The organism is Streptomyces sp. CA-243310, assembly GCF_050936775.1.
GTDB lineage: Bacteria > Actinomycetota > Actinomycetes > Streptomycetales > Streptomycetaceae > Streptomyces.
The window spans coordinates 385,742-410,740 of sequence record NZ_JBNJMF010000001.1; the positions used below are offsets into that span (position 1 = coordinate 385,742).

Below are 24,999 nucleotides of genomic sequence, written 5' to 3' on the forward strand. Positions count from 1 at the left end.
CCGTGTAGCCGTACGCGCCCGTAACTTGACACTGATGAATGTGACAATGACCGGCGATCACGTCAAGGCCCGTGCACGGACCTGTGGACAAACTTGTCCGGTCCACATCAGCCTTTGGGCGGGTCCTGTAGTCCTCAAGGCGGAGACGGGATCCGGCTCCTGGTCTGACGATCCGCGCGGCCCGCGCCACTAACGTCGAGCCTGTGACTGTCATCGCGACCGAAAGCCTGAGCAAGCGGTACCCCCGAGTGACCGCCCTCGACCGGCTCTCCCTGGACATCGGGCCCGGCGTTACCGGGCTCGTGGGTGCCAACGGAGCCGGCAAGTCCACGCTGATCAAGATTCTGCTGGGACTGTCCCCCGCCACCGAGGGCCGTGCCGCCGTGCTCGGGCTCGACGTCTCCACGCATGGCAGCGCCATCCGTGAGCGCGTCGGCTACATGCCCGAGCACGACTGCCTGCCCCCCGACGTCTCGGCCACCGAGTTCGTCGTACACATGGCGCGCATGTCCGGGCTGCCCCCGACCGCCGCCCGTGAACGGACCGCCGACACCCTGCGCCACGTGGGCCTGTACGAGGAGCGCTACCGCCCCATCGGCGGCTACTCCACGGGCATGAAGCAGCGGGTCAAGCTGGCCCAGGCGCTCGTCCACGACCCCCAGTTGGTGCTGCTCGACGAGCCCACCAACGGCCTCGACCCGGTCGGTCGCGACGAGATGCTCGGCCTGATCCGCCGCATCCACACCGACTTCGGGATCTCGGTCCTGGTCACCTCCCACCTCCTCGGAGAGCTGGAGCGGACCTGCGACCACGTCGTGGTCGTCGACGGCGGCAAGCTCCTGCGTTCCAGCTCCACCAGCGACTTCATGCAGAGCACCACGACCCTGGCGGTCGAGGTAACCGACTCCGACACCCACCCGGACGGCACCGCCGCCCTGCGCAAGGCGCTCACCGAGGCGGGCATCACCCTGCAGGTGGGCGAGGAGCAGGGCCTGCCCGGCGCCGGCCACGTCCTCCTCGTCGAGGCGATCGGCGAGGAGACGTACGACACGGTCCGCGACACCGTCGCCGACCTGGGTATCGGTCTGGTCCGCATGGAGCAGCGCCGCCACCACATCGCGGAGGTCTTCCGCGACAACGACCCGTCCGCGCCGCCCGCCCCGCAGGTGCGGCCCACCCAGCAGAAGGGAGCCGGTTCCGATGGCGCCTGACACCTCGACCCAGATCCACAACATCGGCTACCGGTCCTACGACGGCCCCCGGCTCGGCCGTGCCTACGCGCGCACCTCGCTGTTCTCGCAGTCGCTGCGCGGCGCGTACGGCCTCGGTCGCTCGGCCAAGTCCAAGGTGCTGCCGATGCTCCTCTTCGCGGTGATGTGCGTTCCCGCACTGATCATCGTCGCGGTGGCCATCGCGGTGCCCGGCTCCACCGAGCTGCCGATCAAGTACACGACGTACGCCCTGACCACCCAGGTGATCATCGGCCTGTACCTCGCCTCCCAGGCCCCGCAGTCGGTCTCCCGGGACCTGCGCTTCAAGACGGTGCCGCTGTACTTCTCGCGGCCCATCGAGCGCGTGGACTACGTCGTGGCCAAGTACGCGGCCATGGCCTCGGCCCTGTTCATCCTCACCGCCACCCCGTTGCTGATCATGTACGTCGGCTCGCTGCTCGCGAAGTTCGACTTCGGGGACCAGACCGAGGGGTTCGGGCAGGGGCTGGTCTCCGTACTGCTCCTGTCGCTGCTCTTCGCCGGCCTCGGCCTGATCATGGCCGCACTGACCCCGCGTCGCGGGTTCGGCGTCGCCGCCATCATCGCCGTGCTCGTGATCCCGTACGGAGCGGTGACCGCCGTCCAGGGCATCGCGTACAACACCGGCTCCACCGGCGCCATCGACTGGCTCGGCCTGTTCTCCCCGATCACCCTGATCGACGGCATCCAGACCGCCTTCCTGGGCGGCACCTCCGCCTTCCCCGGCGGCGAGGGCCCCACGGCCGGCATCGGCTTCGTCTACCTGCTCGTCGCCCTCGGGCTCATCGTCGGCTCCTACGCCGCCCTGATGGCCCGCTACCGGAAGGCCGGGCTGTGACCATCATCGACATCGACCACACCTCCCGCTGGTTCGGGAACGTCGTCGCCGTCAACGACGTGACCATGCGCATCGGTCCGGGTGTCACCGGCCTCCTCGGTCCCAACGGTGCGGGCAAGTCCACGCTCATCAACATGATGGGCGGCTTCCTGGCCCCCTCCACCGGCACGGTCACCCTCGACGGGACGCCGATCTGGCGCAACGAGCAGGTCTACAAGCAGATCGGTGTCGTGCCCGAGCGCGAGGCCATGTACGACTTCCTCACCGGCCGCGAGTTCGTCGTCGCCAATGCCGAACTCCACGGACTCGACGACGCGGCCGCCCAGCGGGCCCTGGCCACCGTCGAGATGGAGTACGCCCAGGACCGCAAGATCGCCACGTACTCCAAGGGCATGCGCCAGCGCGTCAAGATGGCCTCCGCCCTGGTCCACGAGCCGTCGGTGCTGCTCCTCGACGAGCCGTTCAACGGCATGGACCCGCGTCAGCGCATGCAGCTCATGGATCTGCTGAGGCGCATGGGTGACGACGGCCGCACCGTGCTCTTCTCCTCGCACATCCTGGAGGAGGTCGAACAGCTCGCCTCCCACATCGAGGTGGTCGTGGCCGGCCGGCACGCGGCCTCCGGTGACTTCCGCAAGATCCGTCGCCTGATGACGGACCGCCCGCACCGCTACGTGATCCGTTCCTCCGACGACCGGGTCCTCGCCGCGGCCCTGATCGCCGACCCGTCCACCGCCGGTATCGAGGTCGACCTGAAGGAAGGCGTCCTGCGCGTCCAGGCCGTCGACTTCGGGCGCTTCACCGAGCTGCTGCCGCGGGTCGCCCGCGAGCACGGCATCCGGCTGCTGACGGTCTCGCCCTCCGACGAGTCCCTCGAGTCGGTCTTCTCCTACCTCGTCGCGGCCTGAAGGAGCTGGCAACCATGTACAACCCCACTGTCGCCCGGCTCACCTACCGGGCCCTGCTCGGCCGCCGCCGCGCGCTGATCCTCTTCGCGCTGCCCGCCCTGCTGATCGTCCTCAGCATCGCCGTCCGCGCCTTCACCGGCCTGGACGACAAGGTCGCCGCCGATCTGCTCGGCGGATTCGCCCTCGCGACGATGGTCCCGCTGATCGGTGTCATCGCCGGCACCGGCGCCATCGGCCCCGAGATCGACGACGGCTCGATCGTCTACCTGCTCTCCAAGCCGGTGAAGCGGCCGACGATCATCATGACCAAGCTGATCGTCGCCATCGCGGTCACGATGGTGTTCTCCGCGATCCCCACCCTGATCGCCGGCTTCATCCTCAACGGCAACGGTCAGCAGATCGCCGTCGCCTACACCGTGGCCGCCCTCGTCGCCTCGATCGCCTACAGCGCACTGTTCCTGCTGCTGGGCACCGTCAGCCGGCACGCCGTCGTCTTCGGTCTGGTCTACGCCCTGATCTGGGAGTCCCTCTTCGGCAGCCTGGTCTCCGGGGCGAAGACGCTGAGCGTCCAGCAGTGGTCCCTGGCCCTGGCCGAGAAGGTCGCCGGCGAGGGGTACGTCGACGCCACCGTGGGCCTGCCCACCGCCTCGGTGCTGCTCGTCGTGGTCACCGTCGGGGCCACCGTCTACGCGGGCCAGAAGCTGCGTCGCCTCACCCTCGCGGGCGAGGAGTAGGACCGGCGGAACCGCCGTCGCACACCGTGCCCCGCCCGGCCCACCGGCCGGGCGGGGCACAGCTTCGCGGGTCATCATCGGTGCATGATGCCGCACGCCGAGCCCGAGCCCTCCAGGCCGCTGTGGTCCTGGATACGCTCCTCGCCCGGTACGCACATCTGGCTGTTGATCATCGCTGTCACCAGTGTGGTCGTGGTGATCGCTCCCGATCATCTGGACCACGTCCTGCTGCACCGCAACAGCAGCAACATTCACGAGCTCACCCGGCACCCCATTCGAGCCCTGCTCTCCAGCGCGTTCTGGATCGAGAACCCGGCCTCGCTCGCCCTCTACGCGGCGCTCTTCGAGCTCTTCCACGCTCCCGTCGAACGCTGGCTCGGCACCCTGCGCTGGCTCGTGATCATCGCCACCGCCCACATCACCGCCACCCTGGTCAGCCAGAAGCTGGTGCTGATGGCCATCCGGGACCACCGGGCCCCGCGCAGCATGGTCCACGTCGTCGACATCGGCGTCAGCTACGGACTCGCCGCAGCCGCCGGAGTCCTGACCTACCGGCTCCCCGGCCCGTGGAGATGGTTCTATCTCGTGGGAGTCGTCGCCTTCTTCGGCATCCCCCTCATCAGCGGCGGAACCTTCACGGACCTCGGACACGCCATCGCGCTGGCGGTGGGCCTGCTGGCCTGGCCGCTGACCCGGCATCCGCAACCGACTCGTGTTTCACGTGAAACATGACCCCGTGAGGGAGGAGTCGGGGGCACCGGAAAATGACTGGTAAGGGGCGTGCGGCCGGGGCAGAGTGAGCCGTGCGGGGAGCAACAAGAAGGTCCGGGACAGCCACTTCGAGCGCGCCTCGCGGCGCGGGCTGCTCCCGGACCTTTCTCCTGTTCGCGTGCTTCGGGCCCTGCGGTCAGGCCGCGCCCAGCAGACGTTCCAGCACGACCGCGATGCCGTCCTCCTGGTTGGAGGTCGTCACCTCGTCGGCCACGGCCTTGAGCTCCGGGTGGGCATTGGCCATCGCCACACCGTGCGCCGACCAACCGAACATCGGGATGTCGTTGGGCATGTCGCCGAAGGCGATCGTCTCCGCCGCCTTCACTCCCAGCCGACGCGCGGCCAGCGACAGGCCGGTCGCCTTGCTCAGCCCCAGGGGCAGGATCTCCACCACGCCCGGACCCGCCATCACGATGTCCACCAGGCTGCCCACGGTCGCCCGGGCCGCCTTGACGAGCTCGTCGTCACCGAGCCCCGGGTGCTGGATGTACAGCTTGTTCAGCGGCGCGGTCCAGATGGCCGCGGTGTCCTCCAGGTATATGGCCGGCAGCCCTTCCTGGACCTGGTAGCCGGGCCCGAACAGGACCTCGCCGTCCACTCCGTCCCGGCTGGCGGCGACCGCCAGCGGACCGACGTCCGCCTCCATCTTCGACAGCGCCAGACCGGCCAGTTGGCGGTCCAGCGTCACCGAGGTCAGGAGTCGGTGCGCACCCGCGTCGTACACCTGGGCGCCCTGTCCGCACACGGCGATCCCCTTGTAACCGAGATCGTCGAGCACGTGGCGGGTCCAGGGCACGGCCCGGCCGGTGACGATGATGTGCGCCGCGCCCGCGGCGGTGGCCGCGAGGAGGGCTTCACGGGTGCGCTCCGAGACGGTGTCGTCGTCACGCAGCAGCGTCCCGTCGAGATCCGTCGCGACGAGCTTGTAGGGGAAAGGGGCCGGGCTCACTTGGCGATCGGCTCCAGGACCTCGCGACCACCCAGGTACGGACGCAGTACCGGGGGGACCCGCACGGAACCGTCGGCCTGCTGGTGGTTCTCCAGGATGGCGACGATCGTGCGCGGGACGGCGCACAGGGTGCCGTTCAGCGTGGAGAGCGGCTGGGTCTTCTTGCCGTCGCGGTAGCGGATCGACAGGCGACGCGCCTGGAAGCCGTCACAGTTCGAGGCGGAGGTCAGCTCGCGGTACTTGCCCTGGGTCGGGATCCAGGCCTCGCAGTCGAACTTGCGCGATGCGGAGGAGCCCAGGTCGCCGGTGGCGACGTCGATCACCTGGAAGGGCAGCTCCAGGCTGGTCAGCCACTGCTTCTCCCACTCCAGGAGCCGCTGGTGCTCGGCCTCGGCCTCCTCCGGCGCGACGTACGAGAACATCTCGACCTTGTCGAACTGGTGGACGCGGAAGATGCCGCGGGTGTCCTTGCCGTAGGTGCCGGCCTCGCGGCGGAAGCACGGCGAGAAGCCGGCGTACCGCAGGGGCAGCTTGTCGGCCTCGATGATCTCGTCCATGTGGTAAGCGGCGAGCGGTACTTCGGAGGTGCCGACGAGGTAGTAGTCGTCCTTCTCCAGGTGGTACACGTTCTCCGCGGCCTGGCCGAGGAATCCCGTGCCCTCCATGGCGCGCGGACGCACCAGCGCGGGGGTCAGCATCGGGATGAAGCCGGCCTCGGTGGCCTGCGCGATCGACGCGTTGACCAGGGCCAGCTCCAGGAGGGCGCCGACGCCGGTGAGGTAGTAGAAGCGCGAACCCGACACCTTGGCGCCACGTTCGACGTCGATGGCGCCCAGCGACTCGCCGAGTTCCAGGTGGTCCTTGGCCTCGAAGCCCTCGGCGGCGAAGTCGCGGATCACGCCGTGCGTCTCGAGGACGATGAAGTCCTCCTCGCCGCCGACGGGGACGTCGGTGTGGACGATGTTCCCGAGCTGGAGGAGGAGGCGCTTGGCAGCCTCGTCCGCCTCGTTCTGCTCGGACTCGGCCGCCTTGACGTCCTGCTTGAGTTGTTCGGCCTTGGTGAGCAGCTCCGCCCGCTCCTCCGGAGAGGCCTTGGGAATGAGCTTGCCGAGCGACTTCTGTTCGTTGCGCAATTCGTCGAAGCGCATGCCGGAGGACCTGCGGCGCTCGTCGGCGGAGAGCAGTGCGTCGACGAGGCCGACGTCCTCTCCACGAGCGCGCTGCGAGGCGCGGACACGGTCAGGGTCTTCACGGAGCAGCCGGAGGTCAATCACCCCTCCAGGCTACCGGGCTGGGGTTCCCGGCATCACACCGATATCACGCTGCGTGTCGTTATGCCCTAATTGCCGTGAATGTAGAACTGTTGGCCGCCGGCCTGATGTGATCGTTCTCGGTACGTCGATAAAAGCGGGCCGATTCCCTGAAAAGGGGCAAACGTCGAGCCGTGGACGCCTTCCGGGGCGCCCTGTGGGCAGTTCTTTGTCCACAGGAATTCCTGCCTGAACCGTCTTATCCACAGGCTGTGTGCCGCATCTGTGGAAACGCCAACAGTTCATTAGGGGCCGTCGGTCGAGCGGGGCGAATCAGGGTTCAAACCACCCTCACACACTCATTCGGGTGGGAATGACTCGCCCCAAAGAGTTGATCTGCGATGCATGGGTGACGCCGTTCACCTTCCGCTCTCCAGCGCGAAACCCGGGCCACCCGACCGATTTGTCGACCTTGTCATGCTGCTCTGTCGACTTGTCCCCAGGTCACCATCTCGTCCTGTGGATAACTCTGTGGACAGTGGACGAAGTCCTACGCGCGGCCGTCGAGGCAGCGCGTCAGCCAGTCGGAGGCCGCCGTGAAGTCGCCGTCGGAGGTACCGGGTCGCGCGGCGCGCACGTCACCCAGAGCGACACCCGCCCGCGGATACGAACCGAGGAACCGAACCTGCGGACACGTCCGCTTCAGCCCCATCAGTGCCTCGCTGACCCGCCGGTCGGAGATGTGGCCCTCGGCATCGACCGCGAAGCAGTAGTTGCCGATGCCCGCGCCCGTCGGCCGGGATTGGATCAACATCAGGTTGACGCCGCGCACGGCGAACTCCTGGAGCAGTTCCAACAGGGCACCGGGGTGGTCGTCGCCGAGCCACAGCACCACGGAGGTCTTGTCGGCGCCGGTCGGCGCCGCCGGCCGCGCGGGCCGGCCGACGAGCACGAACCGGGTCTCGGCGTTCTCCGCGTCGTGGATCTCGGTGACCAGAGCCTCCAGCCCGTACGTGGCGGCGGCGAACTCGCCCGCGAAGGCGGCGTCGAACCGACCCTCCTGCACCAGCCGGGCACCGTCGGCGTTGGACGCGGCCGATTCCCACACCGCGTCGGGCAGGTTCGCCCGCAGCCAATTGCGGACCTGCGGCTGGGCCACCGGGTGCCCGGTGACCGTCTTGACGTCCGACAGCTTGGTACCGGGCCGGACGAGGAGCGCGAACGCGATGGGCAGCAGCACCTCGCGGTAGATCATCAGCGGCTCGCCCGACGCCAGCTCGTCGAGGGTGGCGGTGACCCCGCCCTCCACCGAATTCTCGATCGGAACGAGCGCGGCGGCGGCTTCACCGTTGCGGACGGCGTCGAGCGCGGCCGGCACGGACACCATCGGGACGAGCTCCCGGGTGGCGGCTTCCGGCAGGGTGCGAAGGGCTGCTTCGGTGAAAGTGCCCTCGGGACCGAGATAGGTGAAACGAGTGGCCGACATGCGATCAGCCTAATGCCGGAGGCCGTGACACCGACGGGCTGTTCACCCTTCGAGCAGCCGCTGCCCGACGTACTCCCCGGCACGTGGCCCGGGCGGGACCGCGTACAGACCACTGGACTCGTGCCGGATGAACTCGGACAGGGCGTCACCGCGGTCGAGCTTGCGCTGGACGGGTACGAAACCGCGCAGCGGATCGGCCTGCCAGCAGATGAAGAGCAGCCCGGCGTCGGGGGTTCCGTCGGCGGCGATCCCGTCGTGGAAGGAGAACGGACGACGCAGCATGGCCGCTCCTCCGTTCTGCTCGGGAGCCGAGATCCGTGCGTGGGCGTTGGACGGGATCACCGGCTTGCCGTCGCCGCCGAACTTGTTCAGGTCCATCTCGGTGGTCTCGCCGCCCCCGGTGAGGGGCGCCCCGGTGGCCTTCGTACGACCGATGACCTGCTCCTGCTTGGCCGTGGGCTGCCTGTCCCAGTCGTCGAGGAGCATGCGGATCCGGCGGACGACGGCGTACGAGCCCCCGGCCATCCAGGAGTGCTCCGCGGGGCCGGGTCCGCCGGCGGGCACGAAGATCCGCTTGTCGAAGTCGGGTTCCGAGGGCTTCGGGTTGCCGGTGCCGTCGACCTGGCCCATCAGATTGCGGGCGGTCATCGCGGAGACCGTCGCGCCGGGAGACCGGTTGAAGCCGTTCATCTGCCAACGCACCCGGGCGGCCTCACCCGCGTCCTTGTGCAGGGCGCGCAGCGCGTGGAAGGCCACGAGCCCGTCGTTCGCGCCGACCTGGACCCACAGGTCGCCGTTGCTCCGCTGGGGGTCCAGTCGGTCCGACGAGAAGTTCGGCAGCGGGTCCAGGGAGGTGGGGCGGCGGGCGGCCAAGCCGGTGCGTTCGAAGAAGGAGTGGCCGAAGCCGAAGGTGACGGTGAGGGACGAGGGCCCCGCGTCGAGGGCGATGCCGCTGTCGGCGTTCGGCGCGGTCTCTCCCGCCATCAGCCGCCGGGCCGTTTCGGACCAGCGGCGCATCAGTGCGGCCGCCTCCGTGCGGCCGGCGCCGGGGGCCAGGTCGAAGGCCAGCACGTGGCCCTTGGCCTGGAGCGGCGTGACGATGCCGGCCTGGTGGTCACCCTGGAAGGCGACCTCCGTGGCGCCGAGGGAGGTGAGGGCCCCCGCGGCGCCGGGAGCGCCGCCGGCAGGGGAGTCGGACAGTGCCGAGTGGGTGAGGGCGCCACCGACGCCCCCGAGCGCGAGCCCGGCGGCGCCCGCGGCGCCGACCGTGCCCAGCAGCCGGCGCCGGGAGATCTCGATGTCGGGGTGGTTGTCGCTGCTCTCGGTCACGCTGGTCAGCCGATCTTCACGTTCTTCTGGACGGTCGTCTGGTCGATGTCGGAGGTACGGACGGTCACGTCGATGCGCCACTCGCCCGCCAGGGGCAGCTGGACTCCGGACGACGCCCAGTGTCCGGGAGCGGCCCGGTCCGGGGCGAGCGGCAGCGGGCCGATGTCCTTGGCCGGGAGGGTGAAGGCGACCTTGATCTCGGGAAGGTCGAGCGGCTGCCCGTCAGGGCCGTCGGCCCAGAGGTGGAGGGTGTTGGCACCCACCCGGCCGGGGTCCAGCTCCAGCCGTACGGTGCCCTTGCCGTTCTGGCCGCCGGTGTCGAAGGGCAGGGCGATCTTCACGGCCCGGTTGGGGACCGCGGTGGCCGAGCCGTTGCGGCCGACCTCCTGTTGCACCGCGCGGCCCGGTTCGGTGTTCGTCAGGACGGTGGTGACGGCGAGCAGTGCCACGGCCACACACGCCTCGGCGAGCACGGAGCGGCGCAGTCCGGCGCGGCCCGGGTCGGAGTCCCGGACCTGCTTCTCTCGCGCGTTCTCGCGGGCGGCGCGCTGCCGGGCGAGCTGGGCGGCGCGCTTGGGGTCGGAGGGAACGGTTTCACGCGATGCCGCGGGGACCGTCTTTCGCGATGTTTCACGTGAAACATCGGCCGTTGTTTCACGTGAAACAACGACCTTCGCCCCGGCCGCCCTGTTCGACACTCGGCCTTCGGCGAGCCGGGCGGTCCAGCCCCGCGAGACGTAGGCGATGCCGACGAGGACGGCCACGAGGGCGACCTTGATCAGCAGCAGCCGTCCGTAGCTTGTGTCGGTCAGGGCGGACCAGCTTCCGAGCTGGCGCCAGGACTGGTAGACGCCGGTGATCGTGACCACCAGGACGCTGATGAAGGCGACCTTGGAGAAGCGCCGGACGGCCTCGCGCTCGATGTCGGGGACCTTGTGGAGGGCGACCAGCAGGGCGGCGAGTCCACCGAGCCAGGTGGCGACGGCGAGCAGGTGCAGGATGTCCGCGGGCATCGCGATGCCCGGCTGGATGCCCGTGGAGGCGTGCTCGGCCAGCGCCCAGGTCGCGGCGATTCCGGCGGCCAGGACGGATCCGCCGATGCCGAGTCCGAAGGCGAGATCGGCGGTGTCCTTGCGGTCCTGTGCCCCGGTGTCGCCTGCCTCGGCCTCCTTCCGGGACGGGGCCGGGATGGTCGCCGTCCCGGCCGCCTGCTGCCGGCGCGCGTACGCCCCGAACAGCACGGCGATGAAGAGCGCGGCCGCGCCGAGGAGAAGCAGCCTGGAGACGAGGGAGGCGCCGGTCTTGGTCTCCAGCACGGCCTTGAGGCCGTCGAGGTCGAAGACGTCGGCGAACTTCCCCGACCCGGTGTACGGGTTGCGCAGCGCGAGCATCGCCAGCGTGGCGGCGGTCAACGTGACCCAGCCGCGCAGCACGAGCTTCTGCAGGGGACGTTCGATGGATCCCCGCCGCCAGCACAGCAGGATGAACGCGGCGCCGCCGACGAGCACGATGAAGCCCGCGTAGGCGGCGTACCGGGCCAGCCCGTAGGCGACGCCCACCGGGCCGCCGCCGGCCTGCTGCGAGGGAAGGGCGACCTGGGTGGCCGACGGGGCGCCGATGGAGAAGGTGAAGGCACCCGAGATGGGGTGGCTGTCCGCCGACACGGCCTGCCAGGCCACGGTGTACGTGCCGTTGGGCAGGCCGGAGTGCAGGGCGGTGCCGTAGCGGACGGTGGAGCCGCTGCACATGTCGCGGAGTTCACCGGTGTCCACGCGCTTGCCCTGCGGGTCCATCACGCGGATGGAGTCGTCGCCCATGGCGACCTGCTCCGAGAAGGAGAGGGTGACCTGGGCGGGTGCCGTGGCGACCACCGCCCCGTCCTTGGGGTCGCTCGCGGTGAGTGCGGCGTGTGCCGTGGCCGGCGCGGCCGCGGCGAACAGGGTTGCCAGCAGGGCTGCGAGGACCAGCGCGCATCGCGGCAGGAAGGCCGGGATGTGCGCGCGGACCGGGGCGGGGGCGGGGGCGGTGGCCGTCATGGCGTGTCGGTTCCTCGGTCCGTCAGTGGGCGTTGGAGTTCTGCGCGTTGTACGTCCGTTCCTTGACGTCCAGCTCGACCTTGACGGGGTCGGCCTTCTCGAAGCGCAGCTCGACGGTGACCTTGTCGCCGACCTTCGGCTTGTTCTTGAGACCCATGAACATGACGTGGTTGCCGCCGCGCTCCAGGTTCAGTTCGCCGTTCGCGGGCACGTCCATCGACGCGACCTGCTGCATCTTCTGGTCCTTGGTCTCGTGGATCTGGAGATCGTCCGAGAGGGGGCTGGTGACGCCGGTGAGCTTGTCCGCGGTCTTCGAGTCGTTCTTGATGACCATGAACGCGCCGGCCATCTTGTCGTTGACCGGCTCGGGCATGAAGGCCCCGCTGACGGTCATCTTCGGCTTGGCGCCGTCGGCCTTGGTGTCGGAGTCCGAGGAACAGCCCGATATGGCGAGCGCTGCCGTCAGGGAGAGCGTGGCGGCGAGGGTGCGGGTGGTGCGGGCGTTCACGGGGTGTCTCCCTTGACGAGCTTCGGCAGGTCCTTGGTGTAGTCATCGACGGTGGTGCCCTCGCCGTAGAGGACGTAGCCCTCGTCGGTCTTGGGCGAGAACGCGATGACCTGGGCGCCGTGCATGGAGACGACGCTGCCGTCGGCCTCCTTCTTGGCGGCCTCGATACCGATGCCGAGCGTGCGTGCGCCGGCCTGGATGGTGGCGAAGTCCCCGGTGAGTCCGATGAAGGACGGGTCCTGTGCCTTGAGCCACGCGCCGAGGGAGTCGGGGGTGTCCCGTTCGGGGTCGGTGGTGACGAAGACGACCTGGAGCTTGTCCTGGTCCGCCTTGGGAAGCGCCTTGCGGGCGACGGCGATGTTGCTCATCGTCAGCGGGCACACGTCGGGGCAGTTGGTGTAGCCGAAGTAGATGAGCGTCGGCCGGCCCTTGGTCTGCTCGCGCAGGTTCCACGGCTTGCCGGTGGTGTCCGTGAGGACCAGGTCCGGCTTGTCGAAGGGACGGTCGAGGACCGTCGCGGCCCCGGCCTTGGCCTGGCCGCTGATCTGCTTGACCGAGTCGCCGGTCTTGGCGGTTTCACTGCCGCAGGCGGTGAGGGTGAGGGCGGCCGCCGCGAGGAGCGCGGCGACCGTCACACGTGTGGTGCGCATGGGGAGGTGTCCCTGGGATCGGGGATGGTGCGGATGGTCCGAATGACAGGGCCTGCGGGCCCGTCGGGTCAGGAGGCGCGACGACGCGAGGCGATTCCGAAGGCGACGCCGCCCAGCCCGATCACGATGCCCGCGATGCCGAGGGCGCGCGCCGTCGTGTCCGAGCCGCTCTTCGCGGCCTCGTCGTGGGCCTTGTCGTCGCTCTTGGCGTCGTCGGTCTTGGCGTCCCCTGCGGCGTGGTGGTCGTCACCGGCCTTGGCGGCGACCAGCTTCAGGACGGGCGCCGGGTTCTGCGGTTCCGCCGCGCCCTCCTTGGCCTCCTCGATCCAGCGGACGACCTCGTTGTTGTCGTACGTCTGGATGGCCTTGAGGACCATCTGGTCCGCGTTCTCCGGCAGCTTGCCGACCGACACCGGGAACTGCTGGAACTTGCCGGGCTCGATCTTGCCGCCGCTCCAGGTCACCTTGGTGACGGCCTCGTTGATCTGCTTGCCGTGCACGGTGAGCGGCTTGTCGAGCTTGGACTTCTCGACCTTCACGGTCCAGCCGGGGACGTCCTGCGGCATGACGGAGGTCAGCGGCTGGTCGATCGGGAAGTTGACCTCCAGCTGGGTCGTCGACGCGTTGTCACGCTCGTTGGGGACCTTGAAGTTGATGACGGCGTAGCCACCCTTGGTGGCCTCGCCGGGCTGTACGCCGACGTGGGCGAAGGCGGTGCCGGAGAGGACGAGGACGGTACCGGCGGCGAGGGCGGCGGCGAACGAGACGCGAGAGGCCTTCATGGCAGAAACACTCCACGGGAAACGGTGTGACGGTGGCCCCGCGCACGGGCGCGCGCGGAGTTCGCGGCACCGGTGCTCCCGCAGTGTGTTCCGGGGAGGTGGGGATGCCGCGTCAGGCTGCGAGGGCGAGGCCGCCGGGTGGGCCGCGCCTGATCACCGTGTGCTGGAGGGCCTCCCGCCCGGTCGCCGCGACCGGCGCGACCGAGGTCCGTCGGGTCCGGGGAGTACGGGAGGACGTTCCGAGGAGCCCGCGGCCGAGGACGCGTACGAGGGCCAGCGCGGCGCGCAGCGGACGTACGGGGTCGGCTTCGGCGGAGAGCCGGGACAGCTCGACGAGCCGGAACAGCGCGGTGTCGCCGCGCCCGAGGAGCCAGCCGGCGGCGAGCGCGGCCAGCAGGTGGCCGAGCAGCATGGCGGGGCTGAACAGTCCGGTCGCCGGAACGGCTGCGGCCTGGGCCGCGTGTGCGTGGGCCATGTGACCCTGCGCGGCGGCCTGCTCGGCCATCGCGGCCGGGTCCAGTCCGGCGCTCACCAGGATCTGCCGGGCGTCGGCCGGATTGATCGGAACGGAGTTGCCGCCGCAGACCAGCCGGGCGGCGAGGGCCGCGAGCGACGAGTCGGACAGGGCGGGCTCCGCCGCCGAGGCGGCGCTGTGCTGGCCGAGGCCGAAGACCGCGTGGAGTCCCAACTGGCCGACGGTGAGCCCGGCGGCGATGCCGGGCAGCGAGCGCCGGCGGCCGGCGAGCGGCGTCGCGACCGCGAGGACCGCGACGAAGCCGATGCCGAGTGCCCACCAGGGAACGGTGGCGCAGGACGCCAGGGCGTGCCCGACGGCGGACAGCACGACGCAGACCGCGGCGAACACCGCGGCCCGGATCGTCCGGAGGCCTGCTCCGGCCTGCGTCGTGTGGGGGGCAGTCATGGCCGGGTCATCATCGCACTGCCCCCCGGCGGCTCATACGGCAGGTCCGGAAGGTCCCATGCGTCCCCCCGGGGAAGCGGTGTGCGGGCCGGAGAGGGCCCGTGGCGGTGGTGGGTGTCGCCGGCCGTACACCGCCGCTCGGGAGCGCCACATCGGCCGAATGAGCGCTCTGTCCGCTCTCGGGGGCTTACGGCCGACCTCGGGCGGCAATAGGTAACCGTATGAGCATCTGGTGGTCTCTCCACTTGAGGCGCGAAGCCGCGAGCGTGCCGCTCGCCAGGCGGTTGCTGCTGGGGACGATGGAGACCGCGGGGGTGGATCCCGACATTTCCTTCGACCTGTCGGTGGCGCTGAGCGAGGCGTGTGCGAACGCGGTCGAGCACGGTGGCCCGGCGTCGGCCGCCTGCTCCGGCGGACCGGTCCCGGAGGAGTGGGCGGCGTACCGGGTCACGGCTTACCTGGACGGGGACCGTTGCCGCATCGAGGTGACGGACTCGGGCCCGGGCTTCCCGCCGAAGACGGTCGAGGGTCACGGCTCCCCGCAGGTCGAGGCCTCGGAGAAGGAGCACGGCCGCGGCCTGTGGCTGATCACGGAACTCGCCGACCACGTCCGCTTCTGCAACGGGCCGGGACAGGGCGCGGTGGTCAGCTTCGACAAGATCCTCAAATGGCGTGACGGCGCCCTGTTGACGGCGTCGTAGCAGCGGGGGCCGCAAGCCCGTCGGTACTGCCCGGCACCCCCGGCGCCCGTCCTCGGACATGCCGGTGGGCGGGACCCGTCAACGGGTCCCGCCCACCCGGTTGTCAGGCGATGTCAGCCCTTGAGGCGCGCCATCCAGGCCTCGACCTCGACCGAGCTGCGGGGCAGACCGGCGGAGAGGTTCCGGTTGCCGTCCTCGGTGACGATGATGTCGTCCTCGATCCGGACACCGATGCCGCGGTACTCCTCGGGCACGGTCAGGTCGTCGGCCTGGAAGTACAGACCGGGCTCGACCGTGAGGCACACGCCGGGCTCCAGCGTGCCGTCCACGTACGCCTCGGTGCGCGCGGCCGCGCAGTCGTGGACGTCCATGCCGAGCATGTGGCCGGTGCCGTGCAGGGTCCAGCGGCGCTGGAGCCCCAGCTCCAGGACGCGCTCGACGGGGCCCTCCAGCAGGCCCCACTCGACGAGCTTCTCGGCGAGCACGTGCTGCGAGGCGTCGTGGAAGTCGCGGAACTTCGCGCCCGGCTTGACGGCGGCGATGCCGGCTTCCTGGGACTCGTAGACCGCGTCGTAGATCTTGCGCTGGATGTCGGTGTACGTGCCGTTGATCGGCAGGGTGCGCGTCACGTCGGCGGTGTAGAGGGAGTGGGTCTCCACGCCGGCATCGAGCAGCAGCAGGTCGCCGGAGCGGACGTCGCCGTCGTTGCGGACCCAGTGCAGGGTGCAGGCGTGCGGGCCGGCGGCGCAGATGGAGCCGTAGCCGACGTCGTTGCCCTCGACGCGGGCACGGAGGAAGAAGGTGCCCTCGATGTAGCGCTCGGACGTGGCCTCGGCCTTGTCGAGCACCTTCACGACGTCCTCGAAGCCGCGGACGGTGGAGTCGACGGCCTTCTGCAGCTCGCCGATCTCGAAGTCGTCCTTCACCGCGCGGGCCTCGGAGAGGTGGACGCGCAGCTGCTCGTCGCGCTCCTTCGTCACCTTGTCGGTGAGGGCGGTCTCGATGACGGAGTCGTGGCCGCGGACGTTGCGGACCGGGCCCTCCGCCTCGGCGAGGGCCTCGGCGAGTTCGCGGACGTCCTTGGCGGGGATGCCCAGCAGCTGCTCGGCCTCGGCGAGGGAGTGGCGGCGGCCGACCCACAGCTCGCCCTGGCCGGACAGCCAGAACTCGCCGTTCTCGCGGTCGGAGCGGGGCAGCAGGTAGATGGTCGCGGTGTGGCCGGTCTCGCCCGTGGGCTCCAGGACGAGAACGCCGTTCTCGGTCTGGTCACCGGTGAGGTACGCGTACTCGGTCGAGGCGCGGAAGGGGTACTCGGTGTCGTTCGACCGGGTCTTGAGCCGGCCGGCGGGGACGACCAGACGCTCGCCGGGGAAGCGCGCGGACAGCGCGGCGCGGCGGTCGGCGGTGTGCGTGGCCTGGGCGATCGGCTCCAGTCCACGCAGCTCCGTGTCGGCCCAGCCGGTGCGCATGCTTTCCGCGAGTTCCTCGCTGACGCCCGGGTACAGCCCGTTCTTGCGCTGCTTGTGCTTCTTCTTGGGCTGCTCTTCTTCCGGGGTCTCCGGGGTGAGCTCGTCAGCCACGTCATCTCCTCAGCTACGACATGCAAGGACCGGGTACGGACCTCGTCCATCGTATGGGTGAGCGGAAGATGCCCGGCGAACTATGTGATAAATCAGTCAAACCGGGCGGCGAGCAGGACGACGTCCTCGGTGGCGTCCTCCCCCGATGCCGGTGTGGCGTCCCCTTCCGGCAGGACGGTGCGGAGGATGTGGTCGCAGATCGCGGCCGGATCGTCGCGAGCGGCACGGGGAACTCCCGCGGCCGCCGCGTGCAGCCGGGCGTACGCGCGGTCCATGGGGTCGCCGGTGCGCCGCAGCAGTCCGTCGGTGTAGAGCAGCACCGTTTCTCCGGGAGCCGGTTCGATCTCCACGCTCGGCGCCTCCCAGCAGGCCAGCATCCCGAGCGGCGCGGAGAGCGAGGTTTCCACGTACTCGGTTCGCCGCTCGCCGATGAGCAGGGGCGGTGTGTGCCCCGCGCCGGCCAGGATGATCTTCCGGGCGGCCGGCTCGCAGTAGGCGAAGAGGGCGGTGGCCGAGCGCGCGGGCTCCGTCAGTCGCAGCAACAGCTCCAGGTCGGAGAGGACCGCGACGGGGTCCTCCCCCTCCATGACGGCGTACGCGCGCAGGGAGGCCCGCAGCCGGCCCATCGCGGCGACGGCGCTCGGACCGGTGCCGGTCACGGAGCCCACGGCCAGGCCCATGGCCCCCTCGGGCAGCGGCAGTGCGTCGTACCAGTCGCCGCCGCCGCGCGGGCCGGTGTGGTGCCGGGCCGCGAGCTGCACGCCGGGGATCCGGGGCAGCCGACTGGGCAGCAGCTCCTCGACGACGATGGCCAGGTGGGAGCGGGAACGCTCCACCTCGACCATGCGGGCCAGGTGTTCGGCGGCGTGCCGCACGTACAGGCCCGCGAGGTCGCGCTGGCGGTCGCTCGGTTCGGCCTGCTCGTCGTAGAGCCAGACGGCCGCGCCGAGTCGACCGGTGGCCTCGGCGGTCAGCGGCAACGCGTAGCTGGCCGCGTAGCCGAGTCGGGCGGCGACCTCGCGGTGACGCGGGTCGACCGGGACGCCGAACCCGCCGGTGCCGGGGGCCTCGCCGGGTTCGGGGAGCACCTCGGAGCCGCCGTGCGCGTCCGGGAGACCGTCCAGGATGCGGCCGTACGAGGTGGCGCTGCGCGGCACCGTCTCGATGTGGCCGAGGTCGGCGTGGCCGAGGCCGAGGCCGATCGTGGTGGTGGGGCCGAGCCCGTCGGAGGGTTCCAGGACGACCAGGCCGCGCCGGGCGCCGACCAGCGCTGCCCCGGCACGCAGGAATTCGCGTAGGGAGGAGTCGAGGTCGACGGACCGGGCGAGGCGTTCGGTGAGTTCGTGGAGGGTGGTGAGGTCGGAGACCATGCCCGCCAGCCGGTCCTGGATGACGCTGCTCGCGGCAGGCGGAGGGGCCTGGGCGGGGGTGCTGCGTGCGGGCGTGGGCGCGGTGGGCGCCGGAGTGTGCGGTGACGCTGTAACTGCTGGATCGATTCCAGCCACTTTCGGCAGATGCGGGGCGCTCATGGCGTCCGCCTTTCCACCTGGTGCGATTCGCCATATAGCATCGCAAACCCCCAGATCGTGCTGCGCCGCCATCAATGGATCCACATCTACACGCACACGAGGAGCGATGTCCAGCATTGCCCAGGTGGGAATCCTGGTGTCCGTGAGACTGCAACTCACTGTGCGGCCAAGGCTAAAACTTGGCCGGAAAAAGCGGCAAGCGGACGGTTTTTGCGATCGACTGGGCGGGCGTCACTGCGGGCTCGGGTACGTAATCGGTGGTGGCCGGGGCGAGTTGACGTCTTCCGGCGCCCGCCGGGAACCGCCCGGCGCAGCCCGTCGTCCTTAACGGCGGCAGCCGGCCTCGACCCGGTGCGGGTCGCGTTCCGCCCCCGCCGGACGTTTGATGGACCCGTAAGAAAACTGCACGAACCGTGTGAACCTGCTTCTGGCGGACAGTGACGCGCAACGTGTACGTGTGGTGAGACACCGCTTACCTGGTGTGATGTGGCCCTCGGCGTTCAACGGAAAGGAACGAGCGCTCATGCGCGAGATCCTCGGAAGGCGTCTCCAGCGGCTCCGCGATCGTTTGAAGACCCTGCGACCGACCTCCCCCGCCGACCGGATCCCGGACGGCGGTACTCCGTCCCTCCTCGGCGCGGCTCTCGTCTGCGCCGCCGAATGGCAGTGGCCCGTGCTGCCCGGCGTGGGCCGGGCCGGCGCCGACGGTGTGCGCTGTGCCTGCCCCGATCCCGACTGTGTGGTGCCCGGTGCCCACCCCTTCGACCCCGGATTGCTCGCCGCCACCACCGACCCCCGGATGGTGGCCTGGTGGTGGGCCAGGCGGCCGGCCGCTCCGTTGCTCGTGGCCACCGGCGGGGCCGCTCCGTGTGCGGTGAGCCTGCCGGCCACCGCCGCCGCGCGCGCCGTCGCACGGCTGGACGCGCAGGGCATGCGGCTCGGGCCGATCGTCGCGACGCCGACCAGGTGGTCCCTGCTGGTGGCGCCGTATTCGTTGGAACGGCTGGGTGAACTCCTGTACGCCAAGGACCACGTGCCCTCGTCGCTGCGCTTCCACGGCGAGGGCGGCTACCTGTTGTTGCCCCCGTCCGTCGCGTCCGGCGGTGGACAGGTCTGTTGGAACCGGGAGCCGGAGGCGGGACCCGACGGCATCTGGCTGCCCGAGGTGGAGGCGGTCGTGGACGCGCTGGTCGAGGCGAGCAGCGGAGCGCCGGGCGGCGGAAGCCGGTTGGCGTACTGACCGGAGTCGTGTCCCCGAACGCCGATCTGCGCCCGGGAGATCACTCGTACGGGTGCCGGCTGGGCGAGTTTGCAAGGGAATTGGGCGCGGGGATCTCCGCGCCCCTTTCCCGCATCGCTATCTTCGGCGAATGAATCTCCGCCTGATCGGTATCGGCGCCGGTGTGCTGATCATCTTGTCGCTTCCCCTCGCGGGGGCGATCGCCGGGCCGGATTTCGCCGGTCAGGATGACGGAAAGGGCGGCGGGTTGCTCTCCACGCTCGGCCTTTCCGGCTCGTCCCGCACCAAGGGAAAACCGTCGCCCACCGCCCGTCCCGCACAGCCCGGACCGCCCGTGCAGCCGCGTGCGGATGCCCGGTGCGGTCCCGAGGTCTCCTCGCCTCACGGCGTGGAGGCGCAGACCTGCGTCCTGGTCGGCGAAGGCAGTACGTGGGGCCGCAGTTACTACCGCAACACCAGTGGCCGCGCGCTGGACGCCGTGCTGACGATGATGGGGCCGGCGGGTCGCACCGTGCAGATCCGCTGCGCCGTCGGACCGGGTGACGAGCCGGGGTTGTGCGAAACACCGCGTGACGACTCGGTGGGAGGGCCGGAGGGCTACTCGGCCGTGGCGGAGTTTGCAGTTCCGGATGATGAAGGGGCGTTGCTGCTGAGGTCCGGGAGCAACTCACCGGTACCGGGCGACGGTTGAACATCGCCTGAAATGGAAGGGCCCGGTCGCTGGCGACGGGGGATGCACCAGCGACCGGGCTACAAGAACGGTAACAAGAGATCGCCTGTTCGCAAATTCGATCTCTGATATTCGGACACGGATTTGCAGGCGATTAGCGGGAGTTGTGACTCCAGTCACCGGTCCTGCGGACGCGCGGTGGTCAGCTGAGCGTGACCTGGCGGTTCGTGAGGCCGGCGCGGGCCCGACGCTCCTCCGTGGTCAGGGGCGCGTCCGTGGCCAGGGCCGCGGCCAGGCGCTCCGCGAGTTCCGCGGCGGGCTTCTCGACGTCGTTGGCCGAGACGCCGGTGGGCAGGTCCCAGACGGGAACCATCAGACCGTGGGCGCGGAAGGAACCGACGAGCTTGGTGCCTTCACCGAGGGAGGAGGTGCCGGCGGCGTGCAGCCGGGCCAGCGCGTCGAGCAGCTTCTCCTCGGGCTGCGGCATGACCCAGCGCAGGTGGTTCTTGTCCGGCGTCTCGCACCAGTAGGCCGCGTCCACGCCGGCCAGCTTGACGGTGGGAATGGCTGCGGCGTTGGCGCGTTCCAGCGAGGCGGCGATCTCCGGAGAGGCGTTCTGGGCGTTCTCCGCATCCGGAATCCAGAATTCGAATCCACTGTGGACGACCGGCTGGAAAACGCTGTCCGTGTCCAGGAGATCCTGAAGTCGCGGACCCTCGGCCGGAACCCGACGGGCGGGCACCGGAGTACCCGGCTCCGCGGCCAGCGCGCGCTCCAGGGTGTCGGCCATGTCCCGGGCCAGGTCACCGGTGGTCGAGTCGTTCTGCAGGCCGAGGAGGACGGAGCCGTCCTCGCGGCGCAGCGCCGGCCAGGCCATCGGCAGCACGGTCACCAGCGTGACCGAGGGAACGCCCTCGGGCAGGCCGTCCTTGAGGGTCAGCGGGATGGTCGCGGCGGGCACCAGCTCGCGCAGCGCGACCCAGTCGCACTCGCCGGGCAGGCCCTCGAAGGGGCGCCGCACGTGCTCGGTCACGGCGTGCGCGGCGGCGGCACCGTGACAGGCCTTGTAGCGGCGCCCGGATCCGCAGGGACAAGGCTCGCGGGCACCCACCACGGGGATCTCCCCGTTGTTGAGCTGCGGCGTGCGCTGCGACTTCGCGTTCTTCGCGGCGGGGCGCTTCTTTGCCATCGTGGGTGTCTCCCGGTTGCGGCGGTACGGCGGTTTTCTGGGCGCGAGCCTAGCCGTTCACACCGCGGGAACCTGTGGGGTGCGGCCGGGGGCAGGGTCGGCGTGCGCTCCCGACGGCCGCCCTCGGCGCCGCCGTCACCTGCTCCCCGTCACCCGATCCCCGCCCGTCACCCGATCCCCGTCACCCGGTCCCGGGTGTCGTCCCGTGTGCGCCCTGGGGCGTGGGGTGCCCGCGGCCGCGTTCGGTGACTCGGGACCAGGGGCCGGTTCAGGACCCGTGGCTCAGTGGCTCCGGAACCAGGATCCGTGGCTCCGGATCCGGGGTTAAGTGGCTCAGGGTCCGGGGTTCAGTGACTCAGGTCGTCGAAGGACGTTCCGAAGCCGATCGCCGAGGCTGTGACGCGCGTAGCGAAATCCTCGTGCCGGGTCCCACAGGCAACGACCACCCATACGGTGACCTCGCCCGCCGCCCCGTCCCGGACGCCCCAGTCCTGGGCCAGCGCGCTGATGATGTTCAGCCCCCGGCCGCCTCGCGCGGTGACCGACGGGGTCGAGGGGATCGGTCGGGTGGGTCCGCCGCCGTCCGTGACCTCGACCGTCAGCCGTCCCGCCGGGTCGACGCGCCACGCGGCGCGTATCTCCCCGTCCCCGACCTCTCGGGATCCCAGCGGCCGCCCGTGACGGCAGGCGTTGCTGAGGAGCTCGGAAAGGATCAGGACGGCATCGTCCACGACCGATTCCGACAGTCCGCCGAGCCGCAGTTGTTCGCGCATGCGGCGCCTCGCCTCGCCCACGCCAGCAGGACCGTGACGTACGTCCATGCACCACGACGTGGGCACTTCATGTGCCATCACCAACGCCACCCCCGCAACCTCCTTAGCCCCACGCCAAGGTCTGGATGCCCCAATGGCCTGGACCGGAAACCGTTCATGAAGTGCCCGCTGGCGCATTCACGACGACAGATACGGAACGGATGCGCCGGGGCACACCCTGTGACGGGTGGGGTGTACGTGGCAGGTGGGCAAAACGGGGCGTCAGCGCCCGAGTTGTGACAGAACTTGGCGCGGTCTGTTCGTGATGATTGCCTCCACACCCAAGTCAGCGCAGAGCTGAACGTCCGAGGGTTCGTTCACAGTCCAAACGTGCACCGAGTGTCCCGCCGACTGGAGCTTTCGGATGTAACCGGGATGGTTGCGCACGATGCGCATCCCGGGTCCGGCGATGCTCACGCCGGCCGGCAGCCGGCCGTCCCGCAGGCGCGGCGAGATGAACTGCATCAGGTACACGGTCGGGATCGTCGGCGCGGCCGCCCGCACGCGGTGCAGCGAGCGCGCGGAGAAACTCATGACGCGGACCGGGTGCGGGCCCTCGGCGGGCGGGGCGTCCAGTCCGAAGCGCTTGAGGAGGAAGAGGAGTCGCTCTTCCACCTGTCCGGCCCAGCGGGTCGGGTGCTTCGTCTCGATCGCCAGCTGCACGGGGCGCCCTGCGTCGGAGACCAGCTCCAGCAGCCGCTCCAGGGTGAGCACGGAGGTGCGCTCGGGGTCGGCGTCCCAGTCCGGCGACTCCTCGCGGTCCTTCCAGGAGCCGAAGTCGAGGGCCGCGAGGTCGGCCAGCTCCAGGGCGGACACCGCGCCGCGGCCGTTCGAGGTGCGGTTCACCCGGCGGTCGTGCACCAGGACCAGATGGCCGTCGGCCGTGAGCCGGATGTCACATTCGAGGGCGTCGGCCCCGTCCTCCATGGCCTTCCGGTAGGCGGCCAGGGTGTGCTCGGGGGCGTCCTCCGAGGCGCCGCGGTGGGCGACGACCTGGATGGGGAGCGGCGTTGCGTGGGTCACGGGGCCATGGTGCCACCGAGGTGACCCCGCACGGCGTGGCGAGCTTGCGGATGCGCCCGAAATGCCGGGGATAAAGGATGGGGGGAGACGCACAGGTCCGGCTTACAGTGCTCTGACGGGTCATGGGAAAGGCTTCGCACTGGAACTTGTGCGGCACGTCGAACGTTCAGTCGGACCGGTATCGCCAGATATTTCCAGAACCAGAAGCCGTGTTTGTGACGAGGAGAGAGCGCTGTGAGCACCGAGAACGAGGGCACCGCGGCCCAGACGCCCCCCGCGGCCCCTTCCGCACCGCCTGCGCCCGTGCCCGCCTCCACCCCCGACCCGGCCGCCGAGCAGGCGCCGCCGCGGCCCGCTGATGCCGTTCCCCCCGCCCCGGCCACCCCGCCGCCCCCGGCCGGCGCTCCCGGTCCCGAGCCGACGCAGCAGCTCCCGCACACCCCGGCCGGGCCGGTTGCCCCCGGGTATGCCCAGGACCAGGGATACGCCCAGGCACCGCCCTACGCACAGCCCCCGGCCGCCGCGCACGGCGCCGAGGGCTGGCCCCCGCCGCCGCCCTCCGTTCCCTCGTACGCCGACGGCGGCCACGGCGGTGGCGGCTGGGGAGCGCCCCTGACCACGGACGGCCCCCCGCCCAAGCCCAAGGGCAGGGGCGGCCTCATCGCGGGCGTGCTCGCGGCGGCTCTCATCGCGGGCGGTGTCGGCGGCGGCATCGGCTACTGGGCCTCGGAGCGCTCGCACGACGGCTCGGGTTCCACCACCATCAGTGCCAGCACCCCGAAGGACCTCAAGCGGGAGGCGGGCTCCGTCGCCGGTCTGGCGGCAGGGGCGCTCCCGAGCGTGGTGACCATCGAGGCGAAGGCCGGTGACGGCGAGGGCGGCACGGGTACCGGCTTCGTCTACGACGAGCAGGGCCACATCCTCACCAACAACCACGTGGTGGCCTCCGCGGCCAATGGCGGCAAGCTCTCCGCGACCTTCTCCAACGGCAAGCGGTTCGAGGCCGAGGTCATCGGCCGGGCCGAGGGCTATGACGTGGCCGTGCTCAAACTGAAGAACCCGCCGGCCGGCCTCAAGCCGCTGGCGCTGGGCGACTCCGACAAGGTGGCCGTCGGCGACTCGACCATCGCGATCGGCGCCCCCTTCGGCCTGTCCAACACGGTCACCACCGGAATCGTCAGCGCCAAGAACCGCCCCGTGGCCTCCGGTGACGGCTCCAGCGGCAAGAACTCGTACATGAGCGCCTTGCAGACGGACGCCTCGATCAACCCCGGCAACTCCGGTGGCCCGCTCCTCGACGGCCGCGGCGCGGTCATCGGCATCAACTCCGCGATCCAGTCGGCCGGCAACGGCGGCTTCGGCGGCGGTCAGGCCGGTTCGATCGGCCTCGGCTTCGCCATCCCGATCAACCAGGCGAAGAACGTCGCGGAGTCGCTGATCAAGACGGGCAAGCCGGTCTACCCGGTGATCTCGGTCTCCGTCGACCTCCAGGCCAAGACGGAGGGCGCCAAGATCTCCGAGTCCGGCGCCCCCGCCAACGAACTGGTCGACCCGAACGGGCCCGCGGGCAAGGCGGGCCTCAAGCCCGGCGACATCATCACCCAGCTGGGCGACAAGTCGATCGACAGCGGCCCGACCCTGATCAGCGAGATCTGGACGTACAAGCCGGGCGACACGGTGAAGCTGACCTACCTGCGCGGCGGCAAGCCGAGCACCGTGGACATCACCCTCGGTTCGCGGACCGGGGACAAGTAGCACCCACGCACCCACGCAGCCGCGACCCGGACCGGTCCGGGTCGCGGCTGCGTCGGTTCGGGTCGACGGGCTCTGCTCGAACGGCCC

At 70.4% G+C, this 24,999-nt stretch carries 23 protein-coding genes; 9 read left to right on the top strand and 14 right to left on the bottom strand.

Annotated features, from left to right (window positions below):
- Positions 1 to 203 precede the first annotated feature (203 nt).
- The 5 genes from ACQEVM_RS01810 to ACQEVM_RS01830 all read left to right on the top strand — a co-directional run bounded on the left by ACQEVM_RS01810 (position 204) and on the right by ACQEVM_RS01830 (position 4,462).
- Positions 204 to 1,211 carry an ABC transporter ATP-binding protein gene (locus tag ACQEVM_RS01810; RefSeq protein WP_433073909.1) on the top strand — a complete coding sequence of 336 codons (1,008 nt, stop codon included), beginning with the start codon at positions 204 to 206 and terminating at the stop codon, positions 1,209 to 1,211.
- Positions 1,201 to 2,088, top strand: a complete 888-nt coding sequence (locus ACQEVM_RS01815; protein ID WP_433073912.1) for an ABC transporter permease subunit — start codon at positions 1,201 to 1,203, stop codon at positions 2,086 to 2,088. The genes ACQEVM_RS01810 and ACQEVM_RS01815 overlap by 11 nt, the downstream gene beginning before the upstream one ends.
- Positions 2,085 to 2,996, top strand: a complete 912-nt coding sequence (locus tag ACQEVM_RS01820) for an ABC transporter ATP-binding protein (protein WP_433073915.1) — start codon at positions 2,085 to 2,087, stop codon at positions 2,994 to 2,996. Before ACQEVM_RS01815 ends, ACQEVM_RS01820 begins: the two co-directional genes overlap by 4 nt.
- 14 nt (positions 2,997 to 3,010) lie before the next feature.
- Positions 3,011 to 3,730, top strand: coding sequence for an ABC transporter permease (locus ACQEVM_RS01825; RefSeq protein WP_433073918.1), 720 nt, complete (start codon positions 3,011 to 3,013; stop codon positions 3,728 to 3,730).
- Positions 3,731 to 3,814: 84 nt separating this feature from the next.
- On the top strand, positions 3,815 to 4,462 hold the full coding sequence (locus ACQEVM_RS01830; protein ID WP_433073921.1) for a rhomboid-like protein: 648 nt from the start codon (positions 3,815 to 3,817) through the stop codon (positions 4,460 to 4,462).
- A gap of 175 nt (positions 4,463 to 4,637) precedes the next feature.
- Here ACQEVM_RS01830 and ACQEVM_RS01835 read toward each other — a convergent pair whose 3' ends face one another.
- The 9 genes from ACQEVM_RS01835 to ACQEVM_RS01875 form a co-directional block, all read right to left on the bottom strand.
- Complete coding sequence (locus ACQEVM_RS01835; RefSeq protein WP_433073924.1) at positions 4,638 to 5,450, bottom strand: HAD family hydrolase; 813 nt, start codon at positions 5,448 to 5,450, stop codon at positions 4,638 to 4,640.
- Entirely contained in the window at positions 5,447 to 6,724 is a 1,278-nt protein-coding gene (gene serS, locus ACQEVM_RS01840) for a serine--tRNA ligase (RefSeq protein ID WP_433073927.1), read from the bottom strand. The genes ACQEVM_RS01835 and serS overlap by 4 nt, the downstream gene beginning before the upstream one ends.
- Before the next feature lie 526 nt (positions 6,725 to 7,250).
- A complete protein-coding gene (gene pheA, locus ACQEVM_RS01845; RefSeq protein ID WP_433073930.1) occupies positions 7,251 to 8,186 on the bottom strand; it encodes a prephenate dehydratase in 936 nt (311 codons plus the stop codon).
- Between the two features lie 42 nt (positions 8,187 to 8,228).
- The gene (gene efeB / locus ACQEVM_RS01850) at positions 8,229 to 9,524 is read right to left on the bottom strand and encodes an iron uptake transporter deferrochelatase/peroxidase subunit (RefSeq protein ID WP_433079761.1); all 1,296 of its coding nucleotides are present in this window, start codon (positions 9,522 to 9,524) and stop codon (positions 8,229 to 8,231) included.
- Entirely contained in the window at positions 9,521 to 11,551 is a 2,031-nt protein-coding gene (locus ACQEVM_RS01855; protein WP_433073933.1) for a copper resistance protein CopC, read from the bottom strand. The genes efeB and ACQEVM_RS01855 overlap by 4 nt, the downstream gene beginning before the upstream one ends.
- Positions 11,552 to 11,573: 22 nt before the next feature.
- Entirely contained in the window at positions 11,574 to 12,059 is a 486-nt protein-coding gene (locus tag ACQEVM_RS01860) for a copper chaperone PCu(A)C (protein WP_433073936.1), read from the bottom strand.
- Positions 12,056 to 12,709 carry an SCO family protein gene (locus ACQEVM_RS01865; RefSeq protein WP_433073939.1) on the bottom strand — a complete coding sequence of 218 codons (654 nt, stop codon included), beginning with the start codon at positions 12,707 to 12,709 and terminating at the stop codon, positions 12,056 to 12,058. The genes ACQEVM_RS01860 and ACQEVM_RS01865 overlap by 4 nt, the downstream gene beginning before the upstream one ends.
- 68 nt (positions 12,710 to 12,777) lie before the next feature.
- On the bottom strand, positions 12,778 to 13,491 hold the full coding sequence (locus tag ACQEVM_RS01870) for a YcnI family copper-binding membrane protein (protein ID WP_433073942.1): 714 nt from the start codon (positions 13,489 to 13,491) through the stop codon (positions 12,778 to 12,780).
- Positions 13,492 to 13,603: 112 nt separating this feature from the next.
- Positions 13,604 to 14,413: a hypothetical protein gene (locus ACQEVM_RS01875; protein WP_433073945.1), complete on the bottom strand. Its 810-nt coding sequence runs from the start codon at positions 14,411 to 14,413 to the stop codon at positions 13,604 to 13,606.
- Between the two features lie 221 nt (positions 14,414 to 14,634).
- Between ACQEVM_RS01875 and ACQEVM_RS01880 the strand changes: the two genes are divergently transcribed.
- A complete protein-coding gene (locus ACQEVM_RS01880; protein WP_433073948.1) occupies positions 14,635 to 15,114 on the top strand; it encodes an ATP-binding protein in 480 nt (159 codons plus the stop codon).
- Between the two features lie 113 nt (positions 15,115 to 15,227).
- On the opposite strand, the gene ACQEVM_RS01885 is transcribed toward ACQEVM_RS01880, so the two are convergent.
- Positions 15,228 to 16,694, bottom strand: coding sequence for an aminopeptidase P family protein (locus ACQEVM_RS01885; protein WP_433073951.1), 1,467 nt, complete (start codon positions 16,692 to 16,694; stop codon positions 15,228 to 15,230).
- 92 nt (positions 16,695 to 16,786) lie between these two features.
- Positions 16,787 to 18,340 (bottom strand): PP2C family protein-serine/threonine phosphatase, encoded by a 1,554-nt coding sequence (locus ACQEVM_RS01890; protein ID WP_433073954.1) that lies wholly within the window; start codon positions 18,338 to 18,340, stop codon positions 16,787 to 16,789.
- Positions 18,341 to 18,746: 406 nt separating this feature from the next.
- Here ACQEVM_RS01890 and ACQEVM_RS01895 point away from each other — a divergent pair, with 406 nt between their 5' ends.
- Together ACQEVM_RS01895 and ACQEVM_RS01900 are read left to right on the top strand one after the other, a co-directional pair.
- Positions 18,747 to 19,463, top strand: a complete 717-nt coding sequence (locus ACQEVM_RS01895; protein WP_433073957.1) for a bifunctional DNA primase/polymerase — start codon at positions 18,747 to 18,749, stop codon at positions 19,461 to 19,463.
- Positions 19,464 to 19,593: 130 nt separating this feature from the next.
- Positions 19,594 to 20,154 (top strand): hypothetical protein, encoded by a 561-nt coding sequence (locus tag ACQEVM_RS01900; protein ID WP_433073960.1) that lies wholly within the window; start codon positions 19,594 to 19,596, stop codon positions 20,152 to 20,154.
- A gap of 181 nt (positions 20,155 to 20,335) precedes the next feature.
- Here the strand turns inward: ACQEVM_RS01900 and ACQEVM_RS01905 are convergent, their stop codons facing one another.
- From ACQEVM_RS01905 to ACQEVM_RS01915, 3 genes are all read right to left on the bottom strand, one after another.
- Positions 20,336 to 21,322 carry a DUF5926 family protein gene (locus ACQEVM_RS01905; RefSeq protein ID WP_433073963.1) on the bottom strand — a complete coding sequence of 329 codons (987 nt, stop codon included), beginning with the start codon at positions 21,320 to 21,322 and terminating at the stop codon, positions 20,336 to 20,338.
- Positions 21,323 to 21,669: 347 nt separating this feature from the next.
- On the bottom strand, positions 21,670 to 22,272 hold the full coding sequence (locus ACQEVM_RS01910) for an ATP-binding protein (protein ID WP_433073966.1): 603 nt from the start codon (positions 22,270 to 22,272) through the stop codon (positions 21,670 to 21,672).
- Between the two features lie 84 nt (positions 22,273 to 22,356).
- On the bottom strand, positions 22,357 to 23,157 hold the full coding sequence (locus tag ACQEVM_RS01915; RefSeq protein WP_433073969.1) for a glycerophosphodiester phosphodiesterase: 801 nt from the start codon (positions 23,155 to 23,157) through the stop codon (positions 22,357 to 22,359).
- A 234-nt stretch (positions 23,158 to 23,391) separates the two neighbouring features.
- On the opposite strand from ACQEVM_RS01915, the gene ACQEVM_RS01920 reads away from it, so the two are divergent.
- Positions 23,392 to 24,912 carry a S1C family serine protease gene (locus tag ACQEVM_RS01920; protein ID WP_433073972.1) on the top strand — a complete coding sequence of 507 codons (1,521 nt, stop codon included), beginning with the start codon at positions 23,392 to 23,394 and terminating at the stop codon, positions 24,910 to 24,912.
- The last annotated feature ends 87 nt before the right edge of the window (positions 24,913 to 24,999 follow it).

What these genes read in the sequence shown, in the direction of transcription:
- ACQEVM_RS01815 (WP_433073912.1), top strand. Translation starts at nt 1,201, where the DNA reads ATGGCGCCTGACACCTCGACCCAGATCCACAACATCGGCTACCGGTCC.
- ACQEVM_RS01825 (WP_433073918.1), top strand. Translation starts at nt 3,011, where the DNA reads ATGTACAACCCCACTGTCGCCCGGCTCACCTACCGGGCCCTGCTCGGC.
- ACQEVM_RS01830 (WP_433073921.1), top strand. Translation starts at nt 3,815, where the DNA reads ATGATGCCGCACGCCGAGCCCGAGCCCTCCAGGCCGCTGTGGTCCTGG.
- pheA (WP_433073930.1), bottom strand. Translation starts at nt 8,186, where the DNA reads ATGTCGGCCACTCGTTTCACCTATCTCGGTCCCGAGGGCACTTTCACC.
- ACQEVM_RS01855 (WP_433073933.1), bottom strand. Translation starts at nt 11,551, where the DNA reads ATGACGGCCACCGCCCCCGCCCCCGCCCCGGTCCGCGCGCACATCCCG.
- ACQEVM_RS01865 (WP_433073939.1), bottom strand. Translation starts at nt 12,709, where the DNA reads ATGCGCACCACACGTGTGACGGTCGCCGCGCTCCTCGCGGCGGCCGCC.
- ACQEVM_RS01870 (WP_433073942.1), bottom strand. Translation starts at nt 13,491, where the DNA reads ATGAAGGCCTCTCGCGTCTCGTTCGCCGCCGCCCTCGCCGCCGGTACC.
- ACQEVM_RS01875 (WP_433073945.1), bottom strand. Translation starts at nt 14,413, where the DNA reads ATGACTGCCCCCCACACGACGCAGGCCGGAGCAGGCCTCCGGACGATC.
- ACQEVM_RS01880 (WP_433073948.1), top strand. Translation starts at nt 14,635, where the DNA reads ATGAGCATCTGGTGGTCTCTCCACTTGAGGCGCGAAGCCGCGAGCGTG.
- ACQEVM_RS01890 (WP_433073954.1), bottom strand. Translation starts at nt 18,340, where the DNA reads ATGCTGGACATCGCTCCTCGTGTGCGTGTAGATGTGGATCCATTGATG.
- ACQEVM_RS01895 (WP_433073957.1), top strand. Translation starts at nt 18,747, where the DNA reads ATGCGCGAGATCCTCGGAAGGCGTCTCCAGCGGCTCCGCGATCGTTTG.
- ACQEVM_RS01900 (WP_433073960.1), top strand. Translation starts at nt 19,594, where the DNA reads ATGAATCTCCGCCTGATCGGTATCGGCGCCGGTGTGCTGATCATCTTG.
- ACQEVM_RS01905 (WP_433073963.1), bottom strand. Translation starts at nt 21,322, where the DNA reads ATGGCAAAGAAGCGCCCCGCCGCGAAGAACGCGAAGTCGCAGCGCACG.
- ACQEVM_RS01910 (WP_433073966.1), bottom strand. Translation starts at nt 22,272, where the DNA reads ATGCGCCAGCGGGCACTTCATGAACGGTTTCCGGTCCAGGCCATTGGG.